This window comes from Rathayibacter sp. AY1H3 (assembly GCF_002932015.1).
In genome coordinates this window covers 28,751-53,501 of the sequence record NZ_PSUU01000023.1, presented here as the reverse complement: position 1 = coordinate 53,501, position 24,751 = coordinate 28,751, and the positions used below count along the sequence as shown (strand labels likewise).

Here is a 24,751-nt window from a genome sequence, read left to right as displayed (position 1 = left end):
GCCCCTAGGGTGAGGCCATGACCGATCCCGGCGCGGCCCGCCACGACGTCCTCATCATCGGCGGCGGCAACGCCGGACTCTCGACCGCGGGACGGCTGCGGCGCTCCGGAGTGGACGACGTCGCGGTGATCGAGCCCCGGTCGACCCACGTCTACCAGCCGATGCTCTCCCACGTCGCGGGCGGCACCGCACCCGCCTCCGCGGCGACCCGGCCCCAGGGCTCGGTGACGCCGAAGGGGGCCGTCTGGATCCAGGACCGCGTCGAGACGATCGACCCGGTCGCGCACACGGTCACCCTCCTCTCCGGCCGCACCGTCGGCTACGGGCAGCTCGTCGTCTGCCCCGGGATCCAGAAGGACTGGGCCGCGGTCCCCGGGCTCCAGGAGGCGATGGACTCGCCGTTCGGAGTGTCCAACTACGAGTACGAGTACGCCCGCAAGGCGTCGCAGGTGCTCCGCGAGGTCCGCTCCGGCACCGTCGTCTTCACGCAGCCCGGCGGCCCCGGCACCTGCTCCGGCGCCTCGCAGAAGCCGATGTACCTCGCCTGCGACTACTGGCGCGCGACCGGCGTCCTCGACCGCATCCGCGTCGTGCTCGTCGTGCCGACCCCCACTCTGTTCGGGATGCCGCTGATCGACTCCGAGCTCGAGCGGAAGGTGGCGGAGTACGGGATCGAGGTCCGCTACGGCCGCGAGCTGGTCGAGGTCGACGCGGCCGAGCGGCGGGTCGTCCTCGCCGTCGACGAGCGCGCGACCGCCCTCCCCGGCCCCGACCGCGCGCGGCGCTCGACCGACGGCCCGCGCGAGACGCTGTCGTACGACGTGCTGCACGCCGTGCCCCCGCAGTCGGCCCCCGACTGGCTGGCCGGCACCGGACTGGCCGCCGAGGGCGACGAGGGCGGCTTCGTCGAGGTCGACCCGCTGACCCTGCGGCACCCGCGGTTCCCCGACGTGTGGGCGCTCGGCGACGCGGCGGCCACGGTCAACTCGAAGTCCGGAGGAGCACTGCGCCAGCAGACCACCACGCTCGCGAAGAACCTCGTCGCCGCGCAGAAGGGCCGCCCGCTCCCCCGCGTCTACAACGGCTACTCCGTCTGCCCCTTCGTGGTCTCGCGGTCGAGCGTGGTGTTCGCCGAGTTCGACGACCGCTACCGCCCGAAGCCGACCGTCCCCTTCTGGACGGGCCTGGCGAAGGAGCGGCGCCTCACCTACCTCGCCGACCGCCGCGTCCTGCCGTGGGTGTACTGGAATCTGATCCTGCAGGGACGCGCCTGAGCGTCCTCTTCCGGACATGTCCGGAAGAGGCGCTTGCCGCTGCCGGAGGCGCTCCCGAGACTGAGGGGTCGGCACCACCGTCCGACGTGCCCCCTCGTCTCCTGGAGGACCCGATGCGGCCCAGCCCGACTCCCGACCGCTCCGGCACCGCGCGATGACGACCGCGCAGGACTGGGGGCCCTCGACCGACGCGGACTCTGCCGGCGGTCCGCCCGCGTCGCGGAGGCAGCGCGTGCGCGCCTGGATGCGCGGCGGCTCCTTCGGGCCGACCGGCCTCACCCGGCGCGGCTGCCTCCTGGTGCTGGCGTCGGTGCTCGTGGTGGCGGTGCCGGTCGTCGCGCTGACGCTCGCGCATGTCGATCCGCACGCGTCGCTCAAGGTCTGGATCCTGGCGATCACGCTGATCGCGCTGGTCGGAGCGCTGCTCCGGGTCGTCGCCGACGCCGGTCCGGACCCGCAGGCCGACCTCGACCGCGCGGGCAAGGCGGTCGGAGCAGTGGCCGCGGCCTACACGGCGCTGGCCGTGATCATCGACTGGGGGATGCTGCACCTCTGAGGCGCGGTCAGCGGGCCTCGTCGCGCGGGTCGTCCGTGCCGTCGGGAGCGCTGCCGATCACGTCCGGTGTGCCGCCGGTGCCGCCCTGCGCGCTCCCGGTCCCGCCCTGCGCCGCTCGCTCGTCCTCGCGCCGGCTGAGCCAGCCCGGGCCCTCGCGCCGCAGCCGCTCCGCCTCCGGACTCGGGACGGGCGGCGCCGCCGGCCGCCGCAGGAGCCGCACCTGCCGGACCGCGCCGAGCACCACTCCGGCGCCGAACAGCGGCAGGCCGAGCAGGAGCACCAGCCACAGCGGCGCGTGCCGGCGTCCGCCGCCGACGACCGCGCCGAGATCCCAGCCCGCGTCCGCCGCCAGCCAGAGCATCCCCGCCACGAAGACGGCGCTCACCAGCGAGAGCGCCCAGGGCTGCGCGAGGAGGAGCGCCTGCGCGCGCTCCGTGCGGAAACCCTTCGCCATGCGCCGATCCTAGGCGGGCGTCAGCCGGCGAGGATCCGGTCGACCAGCCCCTGCGCGTCGCCCTCCGCGGGAACGATCTGCACGGTGTCGCCCTCGATCGGCTGCATGACGGAGAGCGCAGACTCGACCCGGTCGCCCACGCGGAGGAGGAGCCGGGCGTCGGCCCCCTCGTCGATGGCCGCCTGGGAGCCGCGGCGCAGGAGGGCGGCGCCCGCCTCGTCGAACCGGACGTCGACGGCCCCCGTGCTCGGATCGGCCTCGACCGCGGCGACGCCCGCGCGGGTGAAGTCCTCGGGATCGACGAGGACGTCCTGCCCGCCGACCGGGACGCACTGCGGATCGGAGCCGGGCTCGCAGAGCGCCGAGACGGCGACCCCGAGGCCGCCGACGGGCTCCGGAGTGGCGGACGGGGACGCCGCGGGCGACGACCCGGCGGAGCAGCCGGTCAGGGCGAGCAGGAGGAGCGCGGCGGCTCCGGGGGCGGTGCGGCGGATCACGGGATCTCCTCGGGTCGCGTCGGAGCGCGCCACGATACCGAGGCTCCGGCGCTGCGGCCACTCGGCGGCACGGCTCGGGCGGAGCGGCTGCGGGCGGAGCGGCCGGTCCGCGGCACGGCGGGGCAGGCGGCGGCGACCCGCCCCTCAGAGGCGGACGACCAGCTTCACCGCCGACACACCCTCGTGCAGCCGGTCGAGGGCGGGCTGCAGCGCGGCGAGCCCCTCACCCACCACCTCGGGCGCCGGGGCGCAGACGTGACGGCCCTCGGCGAGCGCCGCCGGCAGGTGGTCGCGCCACAGCATCGGCCCCACCTCGTTCGTCATCAGCGAGCCGCCCCAGACGAAGCGGGCGCGGATGCCGCGGCGACGGGCCGCGATCTGCAGCGCCGCGGTGCCGCCGACCAGGCGCAGCATCGTCCGCACGAAGGCGGCGCTGACACCGCGCCGGCGCGGGAGCGAGCCGAACGAGACGGAGGGGCTGGCCAGGGCGACGCGTCGCGCTCCGGTGCCCGCGGCCACCGCCACCGACGGGGCACCGGAGCCCGTCCCGATCGCGAGCACCCCCGCGACCTCGTGGCCCGCGAGCGCCGCCACCAGGTCGGCGACGACGGTGGGGCTGCGGTAGTCGAGCACGATCTCGGCGCCCAGCTCGCGCATCCGATCGTGGTTGCGGGGCGACGCGGTCGTCGCCACGCGGTGCCCGGAGGCGACGGCGAGCTGGATCGCGTTGCTCCCCACGCTCGTCGTCCCGCCCCAGACCACGACCGTCCTGCCCGTCGGCCGGACCGGGACGCTCGGGTGCGGCAGGGCGAGGTGGTCCCGCTGGAACAGCGCCGTCGCCGCCGTCGAGACCGCGAGCGGCAGCACCGCCGCCTCCTCGAAGCCCAGCCGGTCGGGGATCGGCGCCGCCAGGTCCTCGCGCACGACCGTGTACTCCTGGAAGGCGCCCTCGTCGCGGTTCCGCCGCCCGCGCTCCATCCCGACCGCGTACGCGACGACCCGGTCGCCGACGGCGAAGCGCGTCACTCCAGGGCCGACCGCCTCGACCACTCCGGCCACGTCCTCCCCGAGCACCGCCGGGTACGGCACCCACCGGAACATCAGATCGCCCGTCCACTGCTTCATCTCGTCGACCGGATTCACGGCCAGGGCGCGGTTGCGCAGCAGGACCTCCCCCGGACCGGGGACGGGCATCGGAGCGGGGCGGACGACGAGGTCGGCCCGCGGGGCGGTCAGCAGGGCGGCGGCGTTCTCGGGCACGGGCGGCTCCAGTCGGAAGTGATGGCAGGACGTGTCGTCACACTACTCCCGATGACACGTCGTGTCGTCAGCTATCCTGGGCGGATGTCACGCTGGGCCCCCGACGCCGCCCTCCGCCTCGAGCAGGCGGCGATGGAGCTCTTCGCCGAGCACGGCTACGCGGGCACCACCGTCCCCGCGATCGCGGAGCGCGCCGGGCTCACCACCCGCACCTTCTTCCGCCACTTCGCCGACAAGCGCGACGTCCTCTTCCTCCGCGAGCGCGAGTTCCCCGAGATCGTCGGCCGCCTGCTCGCCGGCGCCCCCGCCGGCCTCGCGCCGATGGACCTCGTGATGCACGGCCTCGAGGCGGCCGCCTCGGGCGACCTCCAGACCTGGCGCGCTCCGATCGCCGCCCGCCGTGCCGTCGTGCGCTCCGAGTCGCAGCTGCGCGAGCGCGAGCTCCTGAAGTCGGCCGCCCTCGCCGAGAGCATGCGCGCCGCCCTCGTCGACGCCGGAGTCGCGCCGGAGGACGCGGCCCTCGCCGCCCTCGCGGCCTCCGCCCTCTTCGACCTCGCCCTGGAGCGCTGGCTCGCCGCGCCCGAGGGCTCCCTCCTGGTCGACGTCCTCCGCGCCGAGCGCGCACGCCTCGGCGCGCTGCTCGCGCGCTGACCCGCACGACGCTGTCGAGGCGTCGCGAACGGTCGTCCTCCGCGGCGGGAGGCGACCGTTCGCGACGCCTCGGACCGGCGAGCGGGGGACGATCCGCTCAGAGCGCCCAGGGGAAGGCGGGGGCGTTCGAGCGGGCGCCCTGCGCGGCCTTCGAGCGGCCGGGCTCGCCGAGCTCGGCGAGCAGCGCCTCCGACTCGCCGACGAGGACCGCGAGCGCGCCGGGCGTGAACCAGTCGGGGCGCAGGGCGAACAGGAGGTCCTCGGTCGCCGTGTTGCCGCTGGCGCCCGGTGCGGAGGGGCAGCCGCCGAGGCCGCCGAGCGCGCCGTCGACCACCGCGGCCCCGGCCTGCACGGCGGCGATCGCGTTCGCGACGCCCGAGCCCCAGGTGTCGTGGCCGTGGAACACGATCTCGCGGGGCGGGGTCTCCGCGGCCACGCGTGAGACGAGCGACGCCACCTGGCCGGCGTGCGCCTGACCGAGCGTGTCGCAGACGACCACGTCGGCCGCTCCCTCCGCTCGCGTGTCGCGCGCGATCGCGAGCACGCGCTCCGGGTCGACCGGGCCCTCGAACGGGCAGGTGAACGAGGTGGCGATGCACAGCTGGATCCGACCGCCGACGCTCTCGGCGAGCGCGACCGCCTCCGGCATCGCGGCCATGCTCGCCTCGGTCGGCCTGCCGACGTTGGCGAGGTTGTGCGAGTCGGACGCCGAGAAGCAGTACTGGAAGCGGCGCGCCCCCGCGGCGGCCGCACGCTCGACGTGGCGCGGAGTCGCGACCCACACCCAGCACCGCTCCAGCTCCTCGGGAGTGAGCGCGGCGATCACGTCGAGGGTGTCGGCCATCGGAGGGACGAGGTCGCCGCGCGCGAGCGAGCCGATCTCGAGCTCGGGCACTCCCGCGGCGAGCAGCGTGCGCGCGAGGTCGACCTTGCGCTCGGTCGTCAGGAGCTTGCCGGTGAGCTGCAGGCCGTCGCGGAGGGTGACGTCGCGCAGGCGCGCGGAGGCGAGCGCGGTCACCGGCCGGCCTCCTCGGCAGCGGCGGCGGAGGGAGCAGCGGGACCGGTGCGCCGGAGCATCCCCAGCACCTCCTCGGTGTCCTGGCCCAGGTCGGGCGCGAGCGAGCGGATGGGGAGGGAGCGGCCGCCGAGCACCGGCACGATCCCCGGGAAGCCCACGCCGCGCAGAGTGCGGCCGGCGTCCTCGACGTCGAAGGCCTGGATCATGTCGCGCGCCGCGTACTGCTCGCTCGCGCTGATGTCGGCGGCCGTGTAGATCGGGCCGGAGGGGACGCCCTCGTCGTCGAGGACCGCGAGCGCCTCGGCGGCGGTGCGGCCCGCCGTCCACGCGCCGATCGCCGCGTCCAGCTCGTCGCGCCGGGCCCAGCGCTGCTCGTTCGAGGCGAGCGCCGGGTCCCCGCCCAGGTCGGCGCGGCCGATCACCGCCATCAGCCGCTGGAAGATCGCGTCCGCGTTCCCCGCGATCACGATGCTCGCCCCGTCGGCGCAGGTGTAGGCGTTGGTCGGGGCGATGCCCTCCATCCGCCCGCCGACGCGCTCCCGGACGATGCCGTGCGCCTGGAAGTCGGGGATCAGCGACTCCGTCATCGAGAACATCGCCTCGTGCAGCGCCACGTCGACGACCCGCTCCGCCAGCGGTGCCGGATCCAGCCCCGCGGAGCGGCGGGTCTCGCGCTGGAACAGCGCCATCATCACTCCGTAGCCCGCGTACAGCCCGGCGATCGAGTCGCCGATCGAGACGCCGACGCGCACGGGCGGCCGGTCCGGGTCGCCGACCAGCTCGCGGAACCCGCCCATCGCCTCCGCGACCGCCGCGAACCCGGGCCGGGCCGACAGCGGGCCGGTCTGCCCGAACGCGGAGATGCGGCCGATCACGATGCCGGGCCGGGCCTCGTCGAGCACGGCCGGCCCGATCCCCCAGCGCTCGAGCGTGCCGGGCCGGAAGTTCTCGAGCACCACGTCGCACTCGGCGACCAGGCGGCGGACGGCGTCCCGCCCCTCGTCCGTGCGCAGGTCGAGCGCGATCGAGCGCTTGTTGCGGTTGATCGTGTGGAAGAGGAGCGAGGTCTCGGACCCCTCGTGCAGCCGCCAGCGGCGCAGCTCGTCCCCCGTGCCGGGCCGCTCCACCTTGATCACCTCGGCGCCGAAGTCGGCGAGCAGCCTGCCAGCCGTGGGCGCCGCGATGAAGTTGCCGAGCTCGAGGACGCGGACGCCCGCGAGCGGGAGGGGTGCGGTCATGGCACGGCCTTTCGCTCCCGTCGAGGCTAGCGCGGAGGACGGCGCCACCCCCTGCCCTCACGCGGACGCCCGACCTACACTTGCCGGACATCATGCGCAGACACACCCTCACTCCGCGACCGGACTGGCGAGCCCGCTGCGACGAGATCGGCTTCAGCTTCTACGACCTCCCCTCCGAGGGCGGCCGCCCCTACTGGAACGAGTCCGCGGCCTACTCCTTCGAGCCCGCCGAGATCGACCTGCTCGAGCGCACGACCTCGGAGCTCTTCGACCTCTGCATGGAGGCGTGCGAGCTCGTGGTGCGGAAGGGCCGCTTCGCCGAGTTCGGCATCCCGCCCCGCTTCCACGAGCTGGTGCGCACCTCGTGGGACGAGGACGACCCCACGGTCTACGGCCGCTTCGATCTCGCCTACGACGGCGCGGGCGCGGTGAAGCTGCTCGAGTTCAACGCCGACACCCCGACCTCGCTGGTCGAGACCGCCGCGGCCCAGTGGCAGTGGCTGGTCGAGACGAAGGGGCCCGACGCCGACCAGTTCAACAGCCTGCACGAGCAGCTCGTCGAGCAGTGGCGCCACCTCCGCCTCGAGCGCTGGAGCCTCGACGAGGGCGCCCGGCTGCACCTCGCGTCGCTGCACGACTCCGGAGACGGCGAGCTGATCGTCGAGGACGCCGACACCGTCGCCTACATGGCCGAGACCGCGGCGCAGGCCGGCTTCGACCCCAAGCTGATCTTCGTCGAGGACATCCGCTACGAGCTCGACGGCGCCGGCTTCCTCGACGGCGACGGCGAGCCGATCCGCCACGTCTTCAAGCTGTACCCGTGGGAGTGGATGCTCGGCGAGCAGTTCGGCGGCCTGCTCCTCGACCGGCGCGAGCGCACCCGCTGGGTCGAGCCGGCGTGGAAGCTCCTGCTCAGCAACAAGCAGCTGCTGGTGGTGCTGTGGGAGATGTTCCGCGGCCACCCGAACCTGCTGCCCGCCTCCGTGCATCCGCTGCCCGGCACCGCGCAGGTGCGCAAGCCGCGCCTGGGCCGGGAGGGCGCGAACGTGACGGTCCTCGACGCCGACGGCTCGGCCGTCGCCGAGAACGGCGGGAGCTACGGCGCCGAGGGCTTCATCCACCAGGAGCGCGCCGAGCTGGCCCGGGTCGACGGGAAGACCGTCGTCATCGGCAGCTGGATCGTCGGCGAGACCCCGGCCGGCATCGACGTGCGCGAGACGAGCGGCCTGATCACCGGCGACCTGGCGGAGTTCGTCCCCCACTACATCGAGGGCGGACGGAGCGACGGGGCCGCGACGGACGCGGACGCCGCGTCGGCCGCCTCCCGCCCCGGGCACGCCTCCGCCCCCGCCTACGGCGCTCCCGCGCCCGGCACCCCCGCGCCCGAGTACGGCGCCCCCGAGCACGACCGGCCGCAGGACACCCGCGCGGCCCGCCCGCAGGACGAGGAGACCCGATGACGGACGACGACCGCACCCCCGGCGATTCGGGGACGCCGAGCTCCGGGAACGACTGGGGCAGCCGCGAGCCCGGGGCGGGCTCCGGCACGCCGGGCGGCGGCTCGAGCGGCGGCACCGGCCGCGGCGACGGCTCCACCCGCACCGCTCCCCACCGCTCCCGGAGCGTCGGCATCAGCGGCATCGCGAAGAACCGCCGCGGCCTGCTCATCGGCGGCGCGGTCGCGGTCGGCGCGGTCGGCCTCGCCGTCGCCCTCGCGAACGGCGGCCCCTCGACCGACGGCGTCGTCGCCACGGGAGCCGACGGTCAGGACTACGTCATCCCCGAGAACGCCGAGCGCCCCGTCTATGCGAGCCGCGAGGACTGCCTCGCCGACGTGCGGGAGCAGATCGCCCAGCTCCAGGCGCAGGGCGAGGAGGTCGGCGACGACCCCGAGCAGCTGTGCGAGGCGACCGACGAGTACCGCGGGCACTACGCCGGCGGCTTCTGGCTCGGCCCGCTGATCTTCGCGTCCTCGCGCTGGAACTCGACGCGGGCGACCAGCTGGGCGCCCGTCGCGTCCGGCGGCTTCGCGGCCCGCGGAGCGACCCAGCCCGACGTCGTGCAGCGCGCGCCGGCCGGCTCGACCGTCGGCTCGAAGGCGACCCTCTCCGGCGGCTTCGGCTCCTCCGGCAAGTCCGGCTTCGGCTCCACCGTCGGCGGCTGACCGCGGCGTACCTCCGCCCTCGCGCCCGGGACGCGGGGCGAGACATCCGCCGAGACACCGCTCGCACGCCGGCGTCTCGACGACCACGGGGACGGCTCGCCGCCGCTCCCTCTCTCAGGAGGAGGGCGTCGCGCTCGGGAAGAAGTGCCGCTCGACGGGATCGCCGTCGGCGTGCGTCAGCGCCGCCGCGCGGATCTCGCGGTCGCGGCCGGTCAGCCGCTGGGTCTCCTGCCGCCGGAACTCGCCCCACGAGGGCACCATGAATGTCTCCAGCTGCACGTCGGCCTCCTCCCCGCTCCGGTAGAGCGCCCACCGCGAGGCGCCGGTCCGGCGGCGGGAGCTCTCCAGCAGCCGCATGGCCGATCGGAAGTCCGCGAGGGAGTCGGGGCGGACCGTCCACGAGATCTGCACCATCACCGGCCCGTCCGTCGGCTCCGGCTCGAACACCAGCGTGGGCGTGGGCCACGACATCGAGATGCTGCGGTCGACGGTGCCCGTCCCCGGCAGCAGGGGCAGCACCCGCACGCTGGCCGCCACGAGGAGGAGCAGAGCGGCCGCCGCGGCGTACGCGGGCGCGGTGCCGAGCACCTGCGCGGCCAGGCCCCAGCCGATCGAGCCGACCGCCATGGTCCCCATGAAGACCAGGATGTAGATCGAGGCTCCGCGGGACCGCACCCACTGCGGCAGTGTGAGCTGCAGTGCCGCGTTCAGCACGGTGAGGGTGCCGATCCAGGCCAGCCCCGCGAGGACCAGCAGCAGCAGCGCCGGGACGAGGGGCAGGAAGGCCGCCGCGAGCGTCCCCGCCGCGAACAGCACGGCGCTCGCCCCGATGACGACGTCGTCCGAGAGCTTCCGGCGGGCGAGCGGCAGGGCGAAGACGCCGAGCACGGCACCGGCACCGAGGGCCCCGAGAAGGAAGCCGTAGCCGCTGGAGTCGAGCTGGAGGCGCTTCGCGGTGAGCGGCAGCAGCGCCCAGAGCGCACTGGCCGGCAGGGCGAAGAGCGCGGAGCGGAGGAAGATCCGGCGGACGAGGTGCGCGGAGGCGACGTACCGGATCCCTCCCTTCAGCGCGGCGCCGAACTGCTCGCGGTCGTCGAGGCCGGTCTGCGCCGGCCGCTTCCACCAGAGCAGAGCGAGCACCGCGCCGATGAAGCTCAGGGCGTTGATGCCGAAGACCACCGGAGCGCCGAACGCCGAGAGGACGACGCCCGCCAGGGCCGGGCCGACCGCGCGGGCGCCGTTCACCGTCACCCCGCCGAGGGCCGACGACGCCGCGATCAGGTTCCGGGGCACGAGCTCCGGCTGGATCGCCTGCCAGGCGGGCGAGGTCAGGGTGGAGGTGATGCCGAGGAGGAAGGTGAAGGCCAGGATCGTCCACGGCGTCAGCGCGCCGACCGCCGCCACGACCGTCAGAGCGGCCGCCAGCAGCGCGCTGGCCGACGACCCCCAGATGAGCAGCCGCCGCCGGTCGAGCGAGTCGGCCAGCACGCCCGCGGGGAGGGCGACGAGGATCGAGGGCGCCAGGCTCGCCGTCTGCACGAGCGCGACGACCGCCGCGCCCGCGGCCGCCTCGACCAGGTACCACTGGGCTCCGACGGTCTGCATCCAGGTGCCGATGTTGCTGCCCAGCTGGGCGAACCACAGCACGCGGAAGGCGGTGATCGCCATGGGCGCCCAGGCCGACGGCTGCGCCGGCGCGGACGTCTGCGCCGGGGCGGCGGGAGCCGGAGCGACGTCCTCAGTCACGGGACACGGCCTGCCGCACCGAGAAGAGGTTGCCGAACGGGTCCAGCAGCTGGCACAGCCGCTCCCCCGTGAACACCGTCTTCGGACCGCGGTGGGCGACGGCGCCGTTCGCCGTCCAGTCGGCGACGACGGCGTCGACGTCGGGGACCGTCCAGTACGGGCTCGTGCCGTCGGGTCCGGGCCGGTTCAGCTCGTCCCGCTCGTGCAGCGTCAGGCGGGTGCCGTCCAGGTCGTAGGCCACGAGCGCCCCGCCGCGGACGACGGGCTCGCGCCCGAGCCGCGCCGAGTACCAGGCGACAGCGGCGTCGAGGTCGTCGACGAAGTAGAAGACGTTGCCGACTCCGGCGAACTCCGTCGTCGTCATGCGCGGGCCGGCGGGAGGGCGTCGCGGAGGAAGGCGAGCGAGGGGCCGATGGCCGCCTCCGTGTAGCCCTCGGCGTGACGGGTGCCCGGGATCAGCTGCAGCGTGCTGGCGACTCCGACCGCGGAGAGCGCCGCCTGCATGGCCTGCGCGTCGCTCACGGGGACGAACTCGCCGAGCGAGTTGGCCAGGAACACCGGCCCGCCGTCCGGGGAGGCGTGGCGCGTCGTGGAGGCGGCGGTGAGCAGCCCGCGGTCGCCCCCGACCTCGTTGAGGATCGTCCAGCGCAGGAAGGCGTCGTTCCGGCCGGTCTGGTTGATGTCGGCGCTCTTCATGGCGTCGAGGTCCTGCGTCGTCGGCGTGGCCGGGAGGTCGTCGGTCGCCTCGACGATGCCGAGGAGGTCGAACATCCCCGACCAGCTGACGGCGGGCCGGCCGGTGGCGATCGCGGCCTCCACGACCAGGTTCCCGCCCGCCGATCCGCCGAAGAACGCCAGCCTGCTCCGGTCGAACGCCCACTCGGAGGCGACCGCCCACCGCTCCGCGGCGAGCACGTCGTCCCTGCTGGCCGGGAAGACCGAGTCCGGAGCCTCGCGGTAGTCCGCCGCGAACACGAGGTAGCCGGCGTCGACCAGCATCGTCGCGAGCGCCCGCTCCTTGCTCTTGTCCCCCCTGAACCACCCGCCGCCGTGGATCAGCACGACGGCCGGCCGAGCGGCGTCCTCGGCCGGGGACACCGACCTGCTGTACACGTCCAGCACCTGCGGCGACGACCCCCCTTCGACGTACGGAACCCCGATGCTCACTGACGGCTCGTCCGACACGGTGACCCCCTCCGGTCCAGATTCTCGACTGCAGTCAGACCGTAGGAGCCGGGGGCGGCGCGAGCCAGGCCCTGCCGGGGTCACCCAGGAGGGCGCCCGCAGGCCCGCCTCCCGCGGCGGCGCCGATCGCGACTAGCCTCGGAGGGTGTTCCTGACCGAGCCGTACGGCTTCCGCGACCGCTCCGCCCTCGACGAGCGCCGGGCCCTGCTCGAGGACGAGCCCTCGGTGCAGCCCCTCCGGGCGTTCCGCGAGGAGCTCCTCGCCCGGCGCACGCGCAGGCATCCGGGTGCCGTGGTGCCCGACTTCGACCCGGCCGAGGCCGGCGTCGAGGCGCGTGCGCTCATCGTGCTGGAGGCCCCGGGACCGATGTCGACCGGCCCCGACGGCTCCGGCTTCGTCTCGGTCGACAACGACGACGCGACCGCCGCCTCGACCTGGACCCTCCGCGACGAGGTCGGACTGCACGCCCGCACCCTGGTCTGGAACATCGTGCCGTGGCAGCTCGACGGCGTCCCCGACGCGGACGAGGTGCGGCAGGGCGCGATGGAGCTGCGCCGGCTCCTGCCGCTGCTCCCCGACCTGCGGGTCGTCGTCAACGCCGGGACCGCGCCGACCAGCGGCTGGAAGAAGAACATCGAGCCGTACCTGGTCGACGGCCCGACGGTCATCGACTCGTGGAGCCCCGGCCAGAGGGCGATGAGCCAGCCCCGCAAGCGCGACGAGCTGAAGCGCGCCTTCGAGCGCGCGACGCACCTGGTCGGCTGAGCCCCCGGGGCTCCGAGGCGTCACGAACGGTCGTCATCGGAGCCGGGAGGCGGCCCTTCGCGACGCCTCGACCGCCGGCGGACGGTCCGCTCAGGCCGAGCGGGCGTCCCGCAGCGCGTCGGCCGACTGCTGCGCGGCGCGGCGGACGTCGCGGTCCGGGTCGCGGAGCATGCCCGTCAGGACGGCCTCGACGCTCGCCGCGAACTCGCCCTTCGCGTCGCGACCGGAGGAGATCCCCGCCAGAGCGGCCGCCACGAGAGCGCGCGCTCCTGCCGCGCGGACCCGGGGGTGCTCGTCGGTGGTCAGGCGGGACAGCTTCTTCTGCCCGCCCAGCACGCGCTCGGCGCAGACGCGGGCGCACATCTCGCGGACGCGCCAGGAGGGGTTCGCGAGTCCGGCGGTCACCGCGTCGGCGGCGTCGTCGTCCCAGACGTAGAGGAGCGCGCGGGCACCCCAGAGCTCGGGCCAGTAGAGGGAGGGCGCTCCCTTGAGGATCCCGTCGGCGTGCTCGCCGCCCACGGTGAGGAGGAAGGACTCGCCCTCGTACCCGCCGGTGAGCAGGGCCGCGGATCGCAGAGCGACGTTGCGCTCCCCCTCGCGGGCGACCTGCGCGCGCAGGCGCTCCTCGAGCGGATCGGTGAGGGTGACGGTCGGTTCGTTGTCGCGTGCCATGAGGCTCCCGAGAGTACTCGCCCGCCCCGCGCCTTCGAAGACCCGCAGCGTTCGGCGCCGCGGCGGTCGGCCCTCTCCGTCCTGCGGCGATGGTCCGATCAGCACTCGTGCCACCGGCTGGTCGAGTGGCGCCGCAGGGACCACGGCTGAGGGACGCCTGGTAGATTCGATCCGATCGACCCCCTCCCAAGCCTCTCCGCGATGCTCACATGGGAGGGGCCTTTTTCTTCGGCACCGAGGTACTGCGATGGCACGGAAACCGAGCCTGTCGTGGAAGCAGCAGGTCCAGCTCCTCCGTGACCGCGGGCTCGGCATCGCCGACGGGGAGGCCTGCACGAGCTACCTGGCCGCGCAGAACTACTGCCGCTTCTCCGGGTACGCCCGCTACTTCCAGCGGGCTCCGCACGACGGGGACGACTCGTTCGCGGACGGAGTCTCGTTCGAGGACGTCCGAGCGGTCTGCGACGCAGATGAAGCGCTGCGGCAGAGCCTGCGTGCTCGACTGGCTCATGCCGAGATCCTTCTCCGCAGCCGTACGGCTCATGTCATCGCTCGTCAGCACGGCCCGTACGAGTGCTATCTCGAGAAGAGCTTCTACTCCGAGTCTCCGAACGCGGAGTCGACAGTCGATTCGTGCCTCCGCGACATCGAGCGCAGCAGGGAACGGCATGTCCTCCGCTTCACGGAGCTCCCCGGCGGCAGGGGCGCGGCCGCCTTCGGCGAGCTACCGGTGTGGTCGGCCGTCGAGGCCTGGTCCTTCGGAACTCTGTCGAGATGCATCGAGCGAGGGGCACGAGGATCGCTTGCGGGGGACGTCGCGTCCGGTCTGGGAGTCGCCCGAGCCGGTTTCGCCTACCGGGTCCGCGCACTCGTCTACCTGCGCAACCGGTGCGCTCACCACAGCCGGCTCTGGAACCACTCCGTGATCGATGCGGGCCCCACGCCCAACAACGTCCGCGCGAAGGCGAAACGTCTCGCCGGGCAGTTCACTCCGCGCTCGGTCGTGGACGTCATCGCTTCGTTGGACGACATCCTCCTACGAGGAGCGGACGCGGCCCCGATCCTTCCGGAGCTCGTCGCCGAGCATTCCCTGCACGACGTGTTCTGGCGAGGGCTCACGACGCCCCGGAGCCCCCTCGATCATCGAGGACCGCAGTGAGAGCGACGCGACCGGGACGGTCCCGCCCGCCCCGCGCCACGGCGGATCCGGCAGCGGAACGGACGATGCCCGCCCGCTCAGGAGGCGCCCACCGGGAGGTCGGCCCCGCCTGACTATGCTGGTGCCACCCCCGGCAGCCGAGCCCTCTGAGCCTCGTCCGCGCCGGGGTGGCGCGGCTCACCCGCCCGGGGAGCGGAGGAGGTCCTCTCATGGCCGATCGGCCGAACCTCCGCCATGTCGCGGCGGTCGCGGGCGTCTCGCACATGACCGTGTCGCGCGTGCTCAGCGGGCACCCCAACATCAAGGAGTCGACCCGCCAGAAGGTCCTCGAGGCGGTCGACGAGCTCAACTACCGGCCGAACATCGCCGCCCGCTCCCTCGTCACGCAGCGCACCGACCGCATCGGCGTGATGATCGAGAGCGGCGCCGAGTACGGGCCGTCGAGCACCCTCCGCGCGATCGAGCGCGCCGCCCGCGAGAAGGGGTACTCGATCACCTCCGTCGCGCTGCGGCCGGACCTCGAGATGACCCCCACCGACGCGATCGCCCACCTGATGGGCCTCGGGATCGACGCGCTCTGCGTGATCGCGCCGCGCTCCTCCTCCGTGGCGACCCTCCGCACCGTCGAGATCGGCGTGCCGACGCTCGTGGTGAAGAGCGACAAGGATCCGAGCTTCCTCACCGTCTCGGTCGACCAGCAGGCCGGCATGTTCCAGGCCGTCGACCACCTGGGCAACCTCGGCCACCGCGACGTGCTGCACCTCTCCGGCCCCCTCGACTGGCTCGACGCGCGCGCCCGCGAGCGCGCCTTCCACAGCCGCGCGAAGTCGTGGGGGATGCACGAGCGCCCCATCGTCATCGGCGACTGGACCCCGGACTCCGGGTACGACTTCGCCGCGAGCCTGCAGTCGGTGCCCGACTTCACCGCGATGGTCGTCGCGAACGACGAGATGGCGCTCGGAGTGATCCACGGCCTCGTCGAGCGCGGGATCCGCGTGCCCGAGGACATGAGCATCGTCGGCTTCGACGACCTGCCCACCGCCCGCCACTTCCTCCCGCCGCTGACGACGGTCCGCCAGGACTTCGACAAGCTCGGGACGACGGTCGCCGAGGTGATCCACGCGAGGATCCGCGGCCAGGAGATCCCGCAGCGCACCCGGATCCCCACGGAGCTGGTGATCCGCTCCTCCACGGCCGCTCCCCGATCGTGACCCTCCTGTTCCCGTCCCGCCGCATGCGCTCGCGTATCATCGGCGGCAGCCCCTGGCACGCCGGACCCTGACGGCGCGCCGCACACGAACCGAGGACGGCACGTGGCGATCTCATCGAGGACGACCCGGAGCTCCGCGGCACCCGTCGTCGAGATGACCGGCATCCGCGTCTCCTTCGCCTCCGGACCCGCTCTGAAGGACGGGAACCTGCGGCTGGTGCCGGGCGAGATCCACGGGCTGATGGGCGAGAACGGCGCGGGCAAGTCCACGCTGATCAAGACGCTCACCGGCATCCACCAGCCCGACGCGGGCGAGATCCTCGTCGACGGCGTCGCCCGGCGCTTCAGCGGCCCGGCGGAGGCGAAGGCAGCGGGCATCACGGCCGTGTTCCAGGACGAGCGCCTCACCGACAACCTCAGCATCGGCGAGAACGTGATGCTCGGACACGAGGTCCGCGGCCGCTTCGGCATCTCCTGGTCGCGCACCCACCACCGCGCGGCCGAGATGCTCGCCGAGCTGGGCCTGGAGGACCTCGACCCGCACCTGCCGCTGCGCTCGCTCTCGCCGGCGATCCGCCAGCTTGTCGCGATCAGCCGCGCGATGGTCGACCGTCCGCGCGTGCTCGTGCTCGACGAGCCCACCTCCAGCCTCGACCTCAGCGACGTGGCCCGCCTCTTCACGGTGCTGCGGAGGCTGCGCGACCAGGGCGTCGCGATCCTGTTCGTCTCGCACTTCCTCGAGCAGGTCCTCACCCTCAGCGACCGGCTGACGGTGCTCCGCGACGGCGGCACCGTCGGCGAGTACCCGGCGCACACCATGGACCGCGCCGAGCTGATCGCGAAGATGATCGGCAAGGACATCGATGCGCTGCGGCAGATCGGCTCCGACCGCCGCGAGCACCGCCGCCAGCCGGTCGGCCCGGCGATCTACCGCGCGCACGGGATCGGCCGCCGCGGCGCCGTGGGCCCGACCGATCTGGAGCTGCACCGCGGCGAGATCGTGGGCTTCGCGGGCCTGCGCGGCTCGGGGCGCACCGAGCTGGCGTCGCTCGTGAGCGGAGTCGAGAAGCCGGACACCGGCGAGGTGCTGATCGACGGCGAGCCCGCCCACATCTCCGACCCGGTGTCGGGCCTGCGCCACCGCATCGCCCACTCGAGCGAGAACCGCCGCGAGGACGGGATCATCGGCGACCTCTCCCTCCGCGAGAACCTCGTGCTGGGCCTGCAGGCTCTGCGCGGCTGGGCGCACCCGCTCTCGGCCGCCGAGACCGACACCCTGGTGCGCACCTACGTCGAGGCGCTCAACATCTCGCCGGCCGACCCGGACATCCCGGTGAAGTACCTCTCCGGAGGCAACCAGCAGAAGGTGGTCCTCGCGCGGTGGCTCGCGACCCGTCCGCGGCTGCTCGTGCTCGACGAGCCGGCGCGCGGGATCGACGTGGCGTCGAAGGTCGAGATCCAGGCGCACATCGCGCAGCTCGCGAAGGAGGGGGTGACCGTCGTCTACATCTCGTCCGAGCTGGAGGAGGTGGTGCGCCTCAGCGACCGCATCGTCGTCTTCAAGGACCGCGAGAAGATCGGCGAGGTCAGCAACGGCCCCTGGCTCACCGTCGACACGATCGTCGAGATGATCGCCGCCGACCGCGACGACGACCTCGACGACGACGACGACTGACCTCCCCCGCCGGCCGAGCGGCCGCACCGTCCACCGGGTCTCGATGAGCCGTCCGGGCTGCTCGACCGCCAGGACCTCGACGCGCCGGCGGGTCCCGCTCGGGCGCCGGGCCTGCGAGGATCCGGGGGTGGACGATCAGCGACCGGACGAGCTCGCGGAGCTGCAGCGGCGCGCCTACGGCCGAGGCTCCGACATCGAGCGGGACCCTGGCGCGCTCGCCCGGCTCTCCGCGCTCGAGGCCCGCGTCCGCCCCGCCCTCGGCACCGCACTGCCGGACGCGGTGGTTCCCGCGGTCTCCGGGGACGCGGCGCCGGAGGACGCGGCACCTTCCGCGGACGCCTCCGCCGACGAGGAGTCCGACCCTTTCGGCCACGTCCCGCCCCGCCGCTCCCGTCGGCGCGGCCTCCTCCTCCTCGCCGCGCTGGCCGCGACGGCCGCCGTCGCCGCGGGGGCCACCCTCCTCGCCACCGCCGGGGACGGACAGCCCGGCCGCGAGGTCGCCGTGCTGCCGCTGTCGAACGGCACCGACCTCCCCGGCTGGGAGGGACTGGGGTTCGACGGATCGGTCACCACCGAGGACTTCGGCGGGCTCACCGTCGTGCGGCAGAGCCTGCCCGCCGACACGGGGCTCACCGTCGTCCGGCAGCGCCGCTCCTCGAGCGCCGGCTCGTGCCTCTCCATCGTGCGGACCGCCGAGCCGCAGGACGGCCTGTTCTTCCAGGGCTGCACGGCCGGAGCGTTCCCCGCGGTCGCGCAGTTCACCGTGACGTCGGCGGCGCCGGAGGCCCTGCGCGAGCGGTTCCCGATCGGCACGTCCCTGCGGTTCGCCCTCGAGGGCGACGAGATCCGCGTCCGATCCGACGCCCCCTGACCGCTCAGATCCCCGTCCGCCCGTGCGGGTCGCCCACCTTCTTCGACTCGCTCGACCCGCGCTCGCGCAGGAACACGGCGAGCGCCGCCATGCTGCCCACCGCGAGGAACTCCGACTGCCAGTTCTGGAGCGTCCGGTTCCAGAAGTCGGCGGAGGAGACGTAGCCGAGCCAGTCGACGGGCGCCTCCAGGCTCGTCAGCTGCTCCTCGTTGTAGGCCACGACGCCCGTCACCGACTGCGCCGCCCAGCACAGCAGGAACACCACCCCCATCACCAGCAGCAGCGAGTGCGAGAACAGCGCCTGCCGCACGCCGCCGGCGGAGGCCGAGGGCGGCGAGTCGTCCTCTGCGGACGCGCCCGCCTTCTGCTGCTCGTCGGTCTCGAGCCCCTCCTCGCCCACCCGCTTCGACTCGGGCGAGCCGCGCTGCACGAGCCAGACGGTCGCTCCGATGTAAGAGGAAGAACTGGAGGTACTCCGACTGCCAGTTCTCGGCGACGTCGATCGCGAAGTCGGAGGAGGTGACGAAGCGCCAGTAGCCGACCTCCCGCAGCCCCTCCGCGACCTGGGTGTCGTTGTAGGCGGCGAGCCCGGCGAAGGACTGCCCGAGGAGAGCGAGCAGGAAGATCGCGAGGAAGAACAGCGAGAGTCCGTTCTCGCGCAGGAAGCGGCGCATCCGGCTCACCTCCCGAGGATCCCGACGGCGAAGAACCCGATCAGGCCGAGCACGATCACGGCGTAGTACAGGGCGGAAGCGGTGCGCACGTCAGCTCCCGTCCAGGACGCAGTCGAAGGGCGCGTCCGCCACCGGCGTGCACCCCGCCGCGCGCACCAGCCAGCCGTCGTCGCCCGGGGTGAGGAACACCGCGCTGCCGCCGGAGCGCACGATCGCCGCCCGGCCGTAGACCTCGGCGTCCCCTGCTCCGTCTTCCGCGATCCCGAGCTCCAGCACGCCGCCGGGGCAGTCGCCCTACCGGTCCTCCACGGCCTCGCGGGCGGAATCGGTGAGCAGCGCGCACGCCGCGCGGCCGTCGCCGTCGGCGAGCGCGGAGAGGAAGGCGTCGGCCGCGCGGCGGGCCGCCGTGCCGTCCGCGGAGCATCCGCAGAGCGCGAGCACGAGGGCCGCCGTCGCGGCCGTCACGGGGACGGAGCGCGATCGAGGGAGCATCATGGCCAGGGAAGCTACTCCCGGGCCCGACCACCGGGCAGAGGGTTGCCATCGGGCCCTGCGGGCCCCGCGACCGGATCGTTACCGAAGCGCACCGCCGTGCTGTTGCGTCACAAGAATTGTTCACGGTAACATTTCGACGTGGCGCTGCTTCGGCCGGCGCCCACTGCACATCCTGCACTCACCGCACCTCGGGCCGCTAGGCCCGCATTCGAGGCCCTTCGGGGTCCACCATCTCGGGCACTCTCTTCGTGCCCGCGATCTCAAGGAGGAGATCTATGTCCAAGACGAGGCGTATCGGCCAGTTCCTGGGTTTCGCAGCAGTCGGCGCACTCGCGTTCGGACTCGCGGGCTGCTCGGGCGGTTCCGGCACCGATTCGGGCTCCGGCTCGAGCGGTGACCTCACCACCATCGGCTTCGTGGCCGTCGGCCCCGAGGGCGCGTGGCGCCAGGCGAACGAGACCAACATCGAGGACACGTTCACCAAGGACGCCGGCTTCGACCTGAAGTACGCACCCGCCACCAACGGAGACCAGAAGTCGCAGATCGACTCCTTCACCTCCTTCGTGGACGAGGGCGTCGACATCATCCTGCTCTCCGCCACGGAGGGCTCCGGCTGGGAGGACTCGCTCGAGCGCGCCCAGGAGGCCGAGATCCCGGTCATCCTGATCGACCGCGGCATCGAGCCGGACAACACCGACCTCTACGTGACCCGCATCGCGCCGGACAACATCGCGGTCAGCACCTCGGTCGCCGACTGGGCCAAGACCACCTTCCCGAGCGGCGCGAAGTACTTCACGCTCGAGGGCCCCGCGGGCGTCTCGGTCGTCAACGAGCGCAACGAGGGCTGGGACGAGGTCATCGGCGCCGACTCGAAGTTCACCAAGATCGGCGCGCAGACCGCGAACTGGTCCACCGAAGAGGCCAAGAGCGTCTTCGAGACCGTCCTGAAGTCGAACAACAACGACGTCCAGCTGGTCTTCGCACAGAACGACGAGATGGGCCTCGGCGCCGTCCAGGCCGTCCAGGAGGCCGGCCTCACCCCCGGCACCGACGTCAAGATCGCCACGATCGACGGCACCAAGAACGCCCTGCAGGCGCTGGCCGACGGCGAGCTGAGCTTCGTCGCCGAGTACAACCCGCTGTTCGGCGAGACCGCCCTCGACGCGGTCGAGAAGACCCTGGCCGGCGAGACGGTCGAGTCCTCGATCGTCGTCCCGAGCGAGACCTTCGACTCGCCCGAGGCCGCCACCACCGCGCTGCCCGACCGCAAGTTCTAGTCGCTCAGCACCACCGGTCGCCCGGCGTCGTCCTCGACGCGGCACCACTCCCCCGGAGCGACCGGGGCCGGCTCTCCGCCGGCCCCGGTCGCTCCGACCCTTCGGCGCACCTGTTCGGCTGCGCCCCGCTCGAGAACGGAACGACGCGACATGACAGGTTCGCCTCCGATCGTCGAGATGAAGAACATCTCGATCAGCTTCCCCGGCGTGAAAGCCCTCGACGGCGTCGACTTCCGCCTGTTCCCGGGCGAGGTCCACACCCTCATGGGTGAGAACGGCGCCGGCAAGTCCACGCTCATCAAGGCCCTCACCGGCGTCTACCGCATCGACAGCGGAGACATCGTGATCGACGGGGAGACCCGTCGCCTGACCGGCACCGCCGACTCGCAGGCCGCGGGCATCTCCACCGTGTACCAGGAGGTCAACCTGGTCACGAACCTCTCCATCGGAGAGAACGTGATGCTCGGCTACGAGGTCCGCGGACCCTTCGGCATCAACTGGAAGGCCACGCACCAGGCCGCGAAGGTCGCGCTCGAGAAGCTCGGCCTCGGCCACCTCAACACGCGCCAGTCGCTCGCCTCGCTCTCGATCGCGATGCAGCAGCTGGTCGCGATCAGCCGCTCGACGGTGAGCGACTCCAAGGTGCTCATCCTCGACGAGCCGACCTCGAGCCTGGACGCGAACGAGGTCGAGAACCTCTTCGTGGTCATCCGCCGCCTCCGTGCGGAGGGCGTCGCGATCCTCTTCGTCTCGCACTTCCTCGACCAGGTCTACGCGATCAGCGACCGCCTGACGGTGCTGCGCAACGGCACCTTCGTCGGCGAGTACCTGACCCACGAGCTCGACCGCACCTCGCTGATCTCGAAGATGATCGGCAAGGACATCGCGGCGCTGCGCTCCCTCGACTCCGAGCGCGAGAGCCAGGACCACCTCTACCGCGACGCCCCGCTCTACACCGCGAAGGGCATCGGCAAGAAGGGCTCCATCGAGAGCACCGACCTGACGCTGCACCGCGGCGAGGTCGTCGGCTTCGCCGGGCTCCTCGGCTCCGGCCGCACCGAGCTCGCGCGCCTGATCTACGGCGTCGACAAGCCCGACACCGGCGAGATCACGATGCACGGCAAGAAGATCGACGTCCCGACGCCGACCGCCGGCCTCGCCCACAAGATCGCGTTCTCGAGCGAGAACCGCCGCGACGAGGGCATCATCCGCGACCTCTCGGTCCGCGAGAACCTCATCCTCGGCGTGCAGGCCAAGCGCGGCTGGGCCCGCCCCCTCTCCAAGAAGGAGAAGGACGAGATCGTCGGCAAGTACCTCGTCGAGCTCAACGTGCGCCCGGCCGACCCCGACCGCCCGATCAGCAAGCTCTCCGGCGGCAACCAGCAGAAGGTCCTCCTCGGCCGCTGGCTCGCCACCGCCCCCGAGATCCTCATCCTCGACGAGCCGACCCGCGGCATCGACGTCGGAGCGAAGGCCGAGATCCAGGAGAAGGTCGTCGCCCTCGCCGGCGAGGGCGTCGCCGTGGTCTTCATCTCGTCCGAGCTCGACGAGGTCGTCCGCCTCAGCGACCGCATCATCGTCCTGAAGGACCACCGCGTGATCGCGGAGATCCTCAACGGTCCCGCTGTCACTGCGGAGTCGATCGTCACTACCATCGCCGCAGAGGGAGTCGTCGACGAGGACGTCGTCGTCCTCGAGAGCGCCACGCAGGAGGCCGCATCATGAGCAGCGACACCCGACCCGCCCGGGGATCCGTCCTCGGCGGGATCATCCGCCGCCAGTACTTCTGGGGAGTCGTGGCGATCGCCCTGCTCCTCCTCGTCAACGTCGTCAAGGACCCGGGCTACCTGGCCGTCTCGGTCAGCCCCACCACCGGCTACCTCGTCGGCAACGTCATCGACATCGCCCGCGCCGCCGCTCCGATCCTGATGATCGCCGTCGGCATGTGCCTGGTCGTCGCGACCGGGGGCATCGACCTCTCGGTCGGCTCGATCATGGTCGTCGCCGGCGCCGTCTCGATGGAGTTCCTCAACTCCGCGGGAGCGCCCGACTCGCTCGGCGCGGCAGCGGGAGCCTTCGCGGTCGCCCTCCTCGTGGCCGCCGTGCTCGGAGCCGTGAACGGCGTCCTGGTCTCGGTGGTGGGCCTCCAGCCCTTCATCAGCACGCTGGTCGTGATGCTCGCGGGCCGCGGCCTGGCGAAGGTCATCACCGGCGGCCAGAACACCGCCGCCACCAACGAGCCCTTCCGCTGGCTCGCGAACGGGTACGTCTTCGGGCTCCCGGTCGTGTTCCTCCTCGCCATCGCCATCGTCGTGGTCGTCGGAGTCCTGGTGCGCCGCAGCGCCCTCGGCCTGATGATCGAGGCCATCGGCATGGACCCGAAGGCGGCCCGCCTCGCGGGCATCAACCGCCGGGGCCTGCTGATGACCGCCTACATCGGCAGCGGCATCCTCGCCGGAGTCGCGGGCGTGTTCGCCACGGCGAGCGTGATGACGGTCGACGTCTCGCGCACCGGCTACCAGCTCGAGCTCGACGCGATCCTCGCGGTCGTCATCGGCGGCACCTCGCTCGCCGGCGGCAAGTTCAACATCACCGGTGCCGCCGTGGGCGCGATCCTGATCGCCACCCTCGACAAGACCGTCGTGTTCCTCGGAGTCTCGTCCTCCGCGACGCCCGCCTTCAAGGCGATCGTCATCGTCGCGCTCTGCCTCCTGCAGTCCGAGCGCGTCCGCTCCGCCTTCAAGTCCCGTCGCGAGGCGCGCCGCAGCGTCCCGCAGAAAGAGGCGATCCCCGCATGAGTGCCGTGATGACCCGCTCCGCCCCTCCGGCGAGCACCAAGCGCACCTCCGGGGCGCGCGGCTGGCTGAGCCAGCACCTGGACAAGCTGCCCACCCTGGCCGCGCTGATCATCTTCTTCGGGATGATCGTCTACGGCGAGGCCGCCTACGGCCGGATCCTTCAGGCGAGCACGATCTCGAACCTGCTGGTCAACAACGCGCACCTGATCATCCTCGCCGTGGGCCTCACCTTCGTGATCCTCACCGGCGGCATCGACCTCTCGGTCGGCGCGGTGATCGCGTTCAGCAGCGTGAGCGGCGTGCTCCTGATCAACGCCGGCTGGAACCCCTGGCTCGTGATGGTCCTGATGGTCGTGATCGGCGCCCTGTTCGGCGTGATCTCCGGCGTCCTGATCCAGTACTTCAACGTGCAGCCGTTCATCGCGACGCTCGCGATGATGTTCCTGGCCCGCGGTCTCGCCTCCATGCTGAGCACCGTCCCGGAGCGCCTCCCCGAGGACTCGGCCGTGCTGAGCCTGGCCACGCCGATCAAGCTGATCGACGGCCCGAAGGTCAACGACTTCGTCATCAGCCCCGGCGTGATCATCGCGATCCTCGTCGTGGCCGGCGCGTTCTTCGTGCTGCACCGCACCCGCCTGGGCCGCACGGTCTACGCGATGGGCGGCTCCGAGCAGTCGGCGGCCCTGATGGGCCTCCCGGTTGTGCGGACCAAGCTGTTCATCTACATCATCAGCGGCACGCTCGCCGGTCTCGCCGGTGTGGTCTACACCGCCCGCCTCGGCAGCGCGCAGAACATCACCGGCACCGGCTGGGAGCTCGACGCCATCGCGGCGACCGTCATCGGCGGCACGCTGCTCACCGGCGGCGTCGGGTTCGTGCTCGGCTCGGTGGTCGGCGCCCTGGTGCTCGGACTGATGAACGTCCTGATCACCCGCGACGGCGGCATCCCGCCGGAGGCGACCACGATCATCACCGGAGGCATCCTCCTGGTCTTCGTCCTCCTCCAGCGCGCCGTCATGGCCCGCAGCAAGACCTGACCGGGCTCCCGCCCGATCTCCCCCGGCGCCCCCTCGTCCCTCCGCGGACGAGGGGGCGCCGTCGTGTCCGGGGC

At 73.0% G+C, this 24,751-nt stretch carries 26 protein-coding genes and 1 pseudogene; 14 read left to right on the top strand and 13 right to left on the bottom strand.

What is annotated here, in order from left to right; translation table 11 throughout:
* Positions 1-17 precede the first annotated feature (17 nt).
* Together C5C33_RS10575 and C5C33_RS10570 are read left to right on the top strand one after the other, a co-directional pair.
* On the top strand, positions 18-1,274 hold the full coding sequence (locus tag C5C33_RS10575) for an NAD(P)/FAD-dependent oxidoreductase (protein ID WP_104261082.1): 1,257 nt from the start codon (positions 18-20) through the stop codon (positions 1,272-1,274).
* A 232-nt stretch (positions 1,275-1,506) separates the two neighbouring features.
* Positions 1,507-1,830 carry a hypothetical protein gene (locus C5C33_RS10570; protein WP_104305349.1) on the top strand — a complete coding sequence of 108 codons (324 nt, stop codon included), beginning with the start codon at positions 1,507-1,509 and terminating at the stop codon, positions 1,828-1,830.
* Between the two features lie 7 nt (positions 1,831-1,837).
* On the opposite strand, the gene C5C33_RS10565 is transcribed toward C5C33_RS10570, so the two are convergent.
* The 3 genes from C5C33_RS10565 to C5C33_RS10555 form a co-directional block, all read right to left on the bottom strand.
* A complete protein-coding gene (locus tag C5C33_RS10565) occupies positions 1,838-2,284 on the bottom strand; it encodes a hypothetical protein (protein ID WP_104255608.1) in 447 nt (148 codons plus the stop codon).
* A 20-nt stretch (positions 2,285-2,304) separates the two neighbouring features.
* The gene (locus C5C33_RS10560; protein WP_104261081.1) at positions 2,305-2,781 is read right to left on the bottom strand and encodes a hypothetical protein; all 477 of its coding nucleotides are present in this window, start codon (positions 2,779-2,781) and stop codon (positions 2,305-2,307) included.
* A 144-nt stretch (positions 2,782-2,925) separates the two neighbouring features.
* On the bottom strand, positions 2,926-4,041 hold the full coding sequence (locus C5C33_RS10555) for a zinc-binding alcohol dehydrogenase family protein (RefSeq protein ID WP_104261080.1): 1,116 nt from the start codon (positions 4,039-4,041) through the stop codon (positions 2,926-2,928).
* Between the two features lie 84 nt (positions 4,042-4,125).
* On the opposite strand from C5C33_RS10555, the gene C5C33_RS10550 reads away from it, so the two are divergent.
* Positions 4,126-4,692, top strand: coding sequence for a TetR/AcrR family transcriptional regulator (locus C5C33_RS10550; RefSeq protein ID WP_181027219.1), 567 nt, complete (start codon positions 4,126-4,128; stop codon positions 4,690-4,692).
* A 97-nt stretch (positions 4,693-4,789) separates the two neighbouring features.
* Here C5C33_RS10550 and C5C33_RS10545 read toward each other — a convergent pair whose 3' ends face one another.
* Positions 4,790-5,710: a hydroxymethylglutaryl-CoA lyase gene (locus C5C33_RS10545; RefSeq protein WP_181136234.1), complete on the bottom strand. Its 921-nt coding sequence runs from the start codon at positions 5,708-5,710 to the stop codon at positions 4,790-4,792.
* Positions 5,707-6,948: a CaiB/BaiF CoA-transferase family protein gene (locus C5C33_RS10540; protein ID WP_104261079.1), complete on the bottom strand. Its 1,242-nt coding sequence runs from the start codon at positions 6,946-6,948 to the stop codon at positions 5,707-5,709. The genes C5C33_RS10545 and C5C33_RS10540 overlap by 4 nt, the downstream gene beginning before the upstream one ends.
* Positions 6,949-7,040: 92 nt before the next feature.
* Between C5C33_RS10540 and C5C33_RS10535 the strand changes: the two genes are divergently transcribed.
* Together C5C33_RS10535 and C5C33_RS10530 are read left to right on the top strand one after the other, a co-directional pair.
* The gene (locus C5C33_RS10535; protein WP_104261078.1) at positions 7,041-8,408 is read left to right on the top strand and encodes a glutathionylspermidine synthase family protein; all 1,368 of its coding nucleotides are present in this window, start codon (positions 7,041-7,043) and stop codon (positions 8,406-8,408) included.
* A complete protein-coding gene (locus C5C33_RS10530; protein ID WP_104261077.1) occupies positions 8,405-9,112 on the top strand; it encodes a hypothetical protein in 708 nt (235 codons plus the stop codon). Before C5C33_RS10535 ends, C5C33_RS10530 begins: the two co-directional genes overlap by 4 nt.
* A 114-nt stretch (positions 9,113-9,226) precedes the next feature.
* Here C5C33_RS10530 and C5C33_RS10525 read toward each other — a convergent pair whose 3' ends face one another.
* The 3 genes from C5C33_RS10525 to C5C33_RS10515 are packed head-to-tail and all read right to left on the bottom strand — an operon-like array spanning position 9,227 to position 12,025.
* A complete protein-coding gene (locus C5C33_RS10525) occupies positions 9,227-10,858 on the bottom strand; it encodes an MFS transporter (protein ID WP_258069224.1) in 1,632 nt (543 codons plus the stop codon).
* Positions 10,851-11,222, bottom strand: coding sequence for a VOC family protein (locus C5C33_RS10520; protein WP_104261076.1), 372 nt, complete (start codon positions 11,220-11,222; stop codon positions 10,851-10,853). Before C5C33_RS10520 ends, C5C33_RS10525 begins: the two co-directional genes overlap by 8 nt.
* Positions 11,219-12,025 (bottom strand): alpha/beta hydrolase, encoded by an 807-nt coding sequence (locus tag C5C33_RS10515; protein WP_181134088.1) that lies wholly within the window; start codon positions 12,023-12,025, stop codon positions 11,219-11,221. The genes C5C33_RS10520 and C5C33_RS10515 overlap by 4 nt, the downstream gene beginning before the upstream one ends.
* Positions 12,026-12,188: 163 nt before the next feature.
* Between C5C33_RS10515 and C5C33_RS10510 the strand changes: the two genes are divergently transcribed.
* The gene (locus C5C33_RS10510; protein ID WP_104261075.1) at positions 12,189-12,809 is read left to right on the top strand and encodes a hypothetical protein; all 621 of its coding nucleotides are present in this window, start codon (positions 12,189-12,191) and stop codon (positions 12,807-12,809) included.
* Positions 12,810-12,899: 90 nt separating this feature from the next.
* On the opposite strand, the gene C5C33_RS10505 is transcribed toward C5C33_RS10510, so the two are convergent.
* A complete protein-coding gene (locus C5C33_RS10505; protein WP_244230570.1) occupies positions 12,900-13,481 on the bottom strand; it encodes a HEAT repeat domain-containing protein in 582 nt (193 codons plus the stop codon).
* 247 nt (positions 13,482-13,728) lie between these two features.
* Here C5C33_RS10505 and C5C33_RS10500 point away from each other — a divergent pair, with 247 nt between their 5' ends.
* The 4 genes from C5C33_RS10500 to C5C33_RS10485 all read left to right on the top strand — a co-directional run bounded on the left by C5C33_RS10500 (position 13,729) and on the right by C5C33_RS10485 (position 18,396).
* Complete coding sequence (locus C5C33_RS10500) at positions 13,729-14,640, top strand: Abi family protein (RefSeq protein ID WP_104261074.1); 912 nt, start codon at positions 13,729-13,731, stop codon at positions 14,638-14,640.
* Between the two features lie 209 nt (positions 14,641-14,849).
* Positions 14,850-15,851 carry a LacI family DNA-binding transcriptional regulator gene (locus C5C33_RS10495; RefSeq protein ID WP_104222399.1) on the top strand — a complete coding sequence of 334 codons (1,002 nt, stop codon included), beginning with the start codon at positions 14,850-14,852 and terminating at the stop codon, positions 15,849-15,851.
* A 153-nt stretch (positions 15,852-16,004) separates the two neighbouring features.
* Positions 16,005-17,525 (top strand): sugar ABC transporter ATP-binding protein, encoded by a 1,521-nt coding sequence (locus C5C33_RS10490; protein WP_104261089.1) that lies wholly within the window; start codon positions 16,005-16,007, stop codon positions 17,523-17,525.
* 127 nt (positions 17,526-17,652) lie between these two features.
* Positions 17,653-18,396, top strand: a complete 744-nt coding sequence (locus C5C33_RS10485) for a hypothetical protein (protein ID WP_104247800.1) — start codon at positions 17,653-17,655, stop codon at positions 18,394-18,396.
* Between the two features lie 4 nt (positions 18,397-18,400).
* Here the strand turns inward: C5C33_RS10485 and C5C33_RS19140 are convergent, their stop codons facing one another.
* From C5C33_RS19140 to C5C33_RS10470, 4 genes and pseudogenes are all read right to left on the bottom strand, one after another.
* Positions 18,401-18,826, bottom strand: a complete 426-nt coding sequence (locus C5C33_RS19140; RefSeq protein WP_308471175.1) for a DUF6766 family protein — start codon at positions 18,824-18,826, stop codon at positions 18,401-18,403.
* An 88-nt stretch (positions 18,827-18,914) separates the two neighbouring features.
* Positions 18,915-19,070: pseudogene (locus tag C5C33_RS19135) on the bottom strand (DUF6766 family protein); the annotation flags it as partial.
* A 90-nt stretch (positions 19,071-19,160) separates the two neighbouring features.
* Positions 19,161-19,346 carry a hypothetical protein gene (locus C5C33_RS10475; protein WP_104222396.1) on the bottom strand — a complete coding sequence of 62 codons (186 nt, stop codon included), beginning with the start codon at positions 19,344-19,346 and terminating at the stop codon, positions 19,161-19,163.
* An 18-nt stretch (positions 19,347-19,364) separates the two neighbouring features.
* Positions 19,365-19,565 carry a hypothetical protein gene (locus tag C5C33_RS10470; RefSeq protein WP_104261073.1) on the bottom strand — a complete coding sequence of 67 codons (201 nt, stop codon included), beginning with the start codon at positions 19,563-19,565 and terminating at the stop codon, positions 19,365-19,367.
* Between the two features lie 275 nt (positions 19,566-19,840).
* Between C5C33_RS10470 and C5C33_RS10465 the strand changes: the two genes are divergently transcribed.
* From C5C33_RS10465 to C5C33_RS10450, 4 genes are all read left to right on the top strand, one after another.
* Positions 19,841-20,842, top strand: coding sequence for an ABC transporter substrate-binding protein (locus C5C33_RS10465; protein WP_104247802.1), 1,002 nt, complete (start codon positions 19,841-19,843; stop codon positions 20,840-20,842).
* 150 nt (positions 20,843-20,992) lie between these two features.
* Positions 20,993-22,567 (top strand): sugar ABC transporter ATP-binding protein, encoded by a 1,575-nt coding sequence (locus tag C5C33_RS10460; RefSeq protein WP_104222393.1) that lies wholly within the window; start codon positions 20,993-20,995, stop codon positions 22,565-22,567.
* Positions 22,564-23,640 carry an ABC transporter permease gene (locus C5C33_RS10455; RefSeq protein WP_104238658.1) on the top strand — a complete coding sequence of 359 codons (1,077 nt, stop codon included), beginning with the start codon at positions 22,564-22,566 and terminating at the stop codon, positions 23,638-23,640. The genes C5C33_RS10460 and C5C33_RS10455 overlap by 4 nt, the downstream gene beginning before the upstream one ends.
* On the top strand, positions 23,637-24,677 hold the full coding sequence (locus C5C33_RS10450; RefSeq protein ID WP_104222391.1) for a sugar ABC transporter permease: 1,041 nt from the start codon (positions 23,637-23,639) through the stop codon (positions 24,675-24,677). Before C5C33_RS10455 ends, C5C33_RS10450 begins: the two co-directional genes overlap by 4 nt.
* The last annotated feature ends 74 nt before the right edge of the window (positions 24,678-24,751 follow it).

Bases quoted from the DNA above. Each gene is read 5' to 3' on its own strand.
- C5C33_RS10520 (WP_104261076.1), bottom strand. From the start codon at position 11,222: ATGACGACGACGGAGTTCGCCGGAGTCGGCAACGTCTTCTACTTCGTC.
- C5C33_RS10455 (WP_104238658.1), top strand. From the start codon at position 22,564: ATGAGCAGCGACACCCGACCCGCCCGGGGATCCGTCCTCGGCGGGATC.
- C5C33_RS10450 (WP_104222391.1), top strand. From the start codon at position 23,637: ATGAGTGCCGTGATGACCCGCTCCGCCCCTCCGGCGAGCACCAAGCGC.
- C5C33_RS10490 (WP_104261089.1), top strand. From the start codon at position 16,005: ATGACCGGCATCCGCGTCTCCTTCGCCTCCGGACCCGCTCTGAAGGAC.
- C5C33_RS10530 (WP_104261077.1), top strand. From the start codon at position 8,405: ATGACGGACGACGACCGCACCCCCGGCGATTCGGGGACGCCGAGCTCC.
- C5C33_RS10535 (WP_104261078.1), top strand. From the start codon at position 7,041: ATGCGCAGACACACCCTCACTCCGCGACCGGACTGGCGAGCCCGCTGC.
- C5C33_RS10495 (WP_104222399.1), top strand. From the start codon at position 14,850: ATGGCCGATCGGCCGAACCTCCGCCATGTCGCGGCGGTCGCGGGCGTC.
- C5C33_RS10565 (WP_104255608.1), bottom strand. From the start codon at position 2,284: ATGGCGAAGGGTTTCCGCACGGAGCGCGCGCAGGCGCTCCTCCTCGCG.
- C5C33_RS10575 (WP_104261082.1), top strand. From the start codon at position 18: ATGACCGATCCCGGCGCGGCCCGCCACGACGTCCTCATCATCGGCGGC.
- C5C33_RS10505 (WP_244230570.1), bottom strand. From the start codon at position 13,481: ATGGCACGCGACAACGAACCGACCGTCACCCTCACCGATCCGCTCGAG.
- C5C33_RS10460 (WP_104222393.1), top strand. From the start codon at position 20,993: ATGACAGGTTCGCCTCCGATCGTCGAGATGAAGAACATCTCGATCAGC.
- C5C33_RS10550 (WP_181027219.1), top strand. From the start codon at position 4,126: ATGTCACGCTGGGCCCCCGACGCCGCCCTCCGCCTCGAGCAGGCGGCG.
- C5C33_RS10470 (WP_104261073.1), bottom strand. From the start codon at position 19,565: ATGATGCTCCCTCGATCGCGCTCCGTCCCCGTGACGGCCGCGACGGCG.
- C5C33_RS10540 (WP_104261079.1), bottom strand. From the start codon at position 6,948: ATGACCGCACCCCTCCCGCTCGCGGGCGTCCGCGTCCTCGAGCTCGGC.
- C5C33_RS10500 (WP_104261074.1), top strand. From the start codon at position 13,729: ATGGCACGGAAACCGAGCCTGTCGTGGAAGCAGCAGGTCCAGCTCCTC.
- C5C33_RS10465 (WP_104247802.1), top strand. From the start codon at position 19,841: ATGTCCAAGACGAGGCGTATCGGCCAGTTCCTGGGTTTCGCAGCAGTC.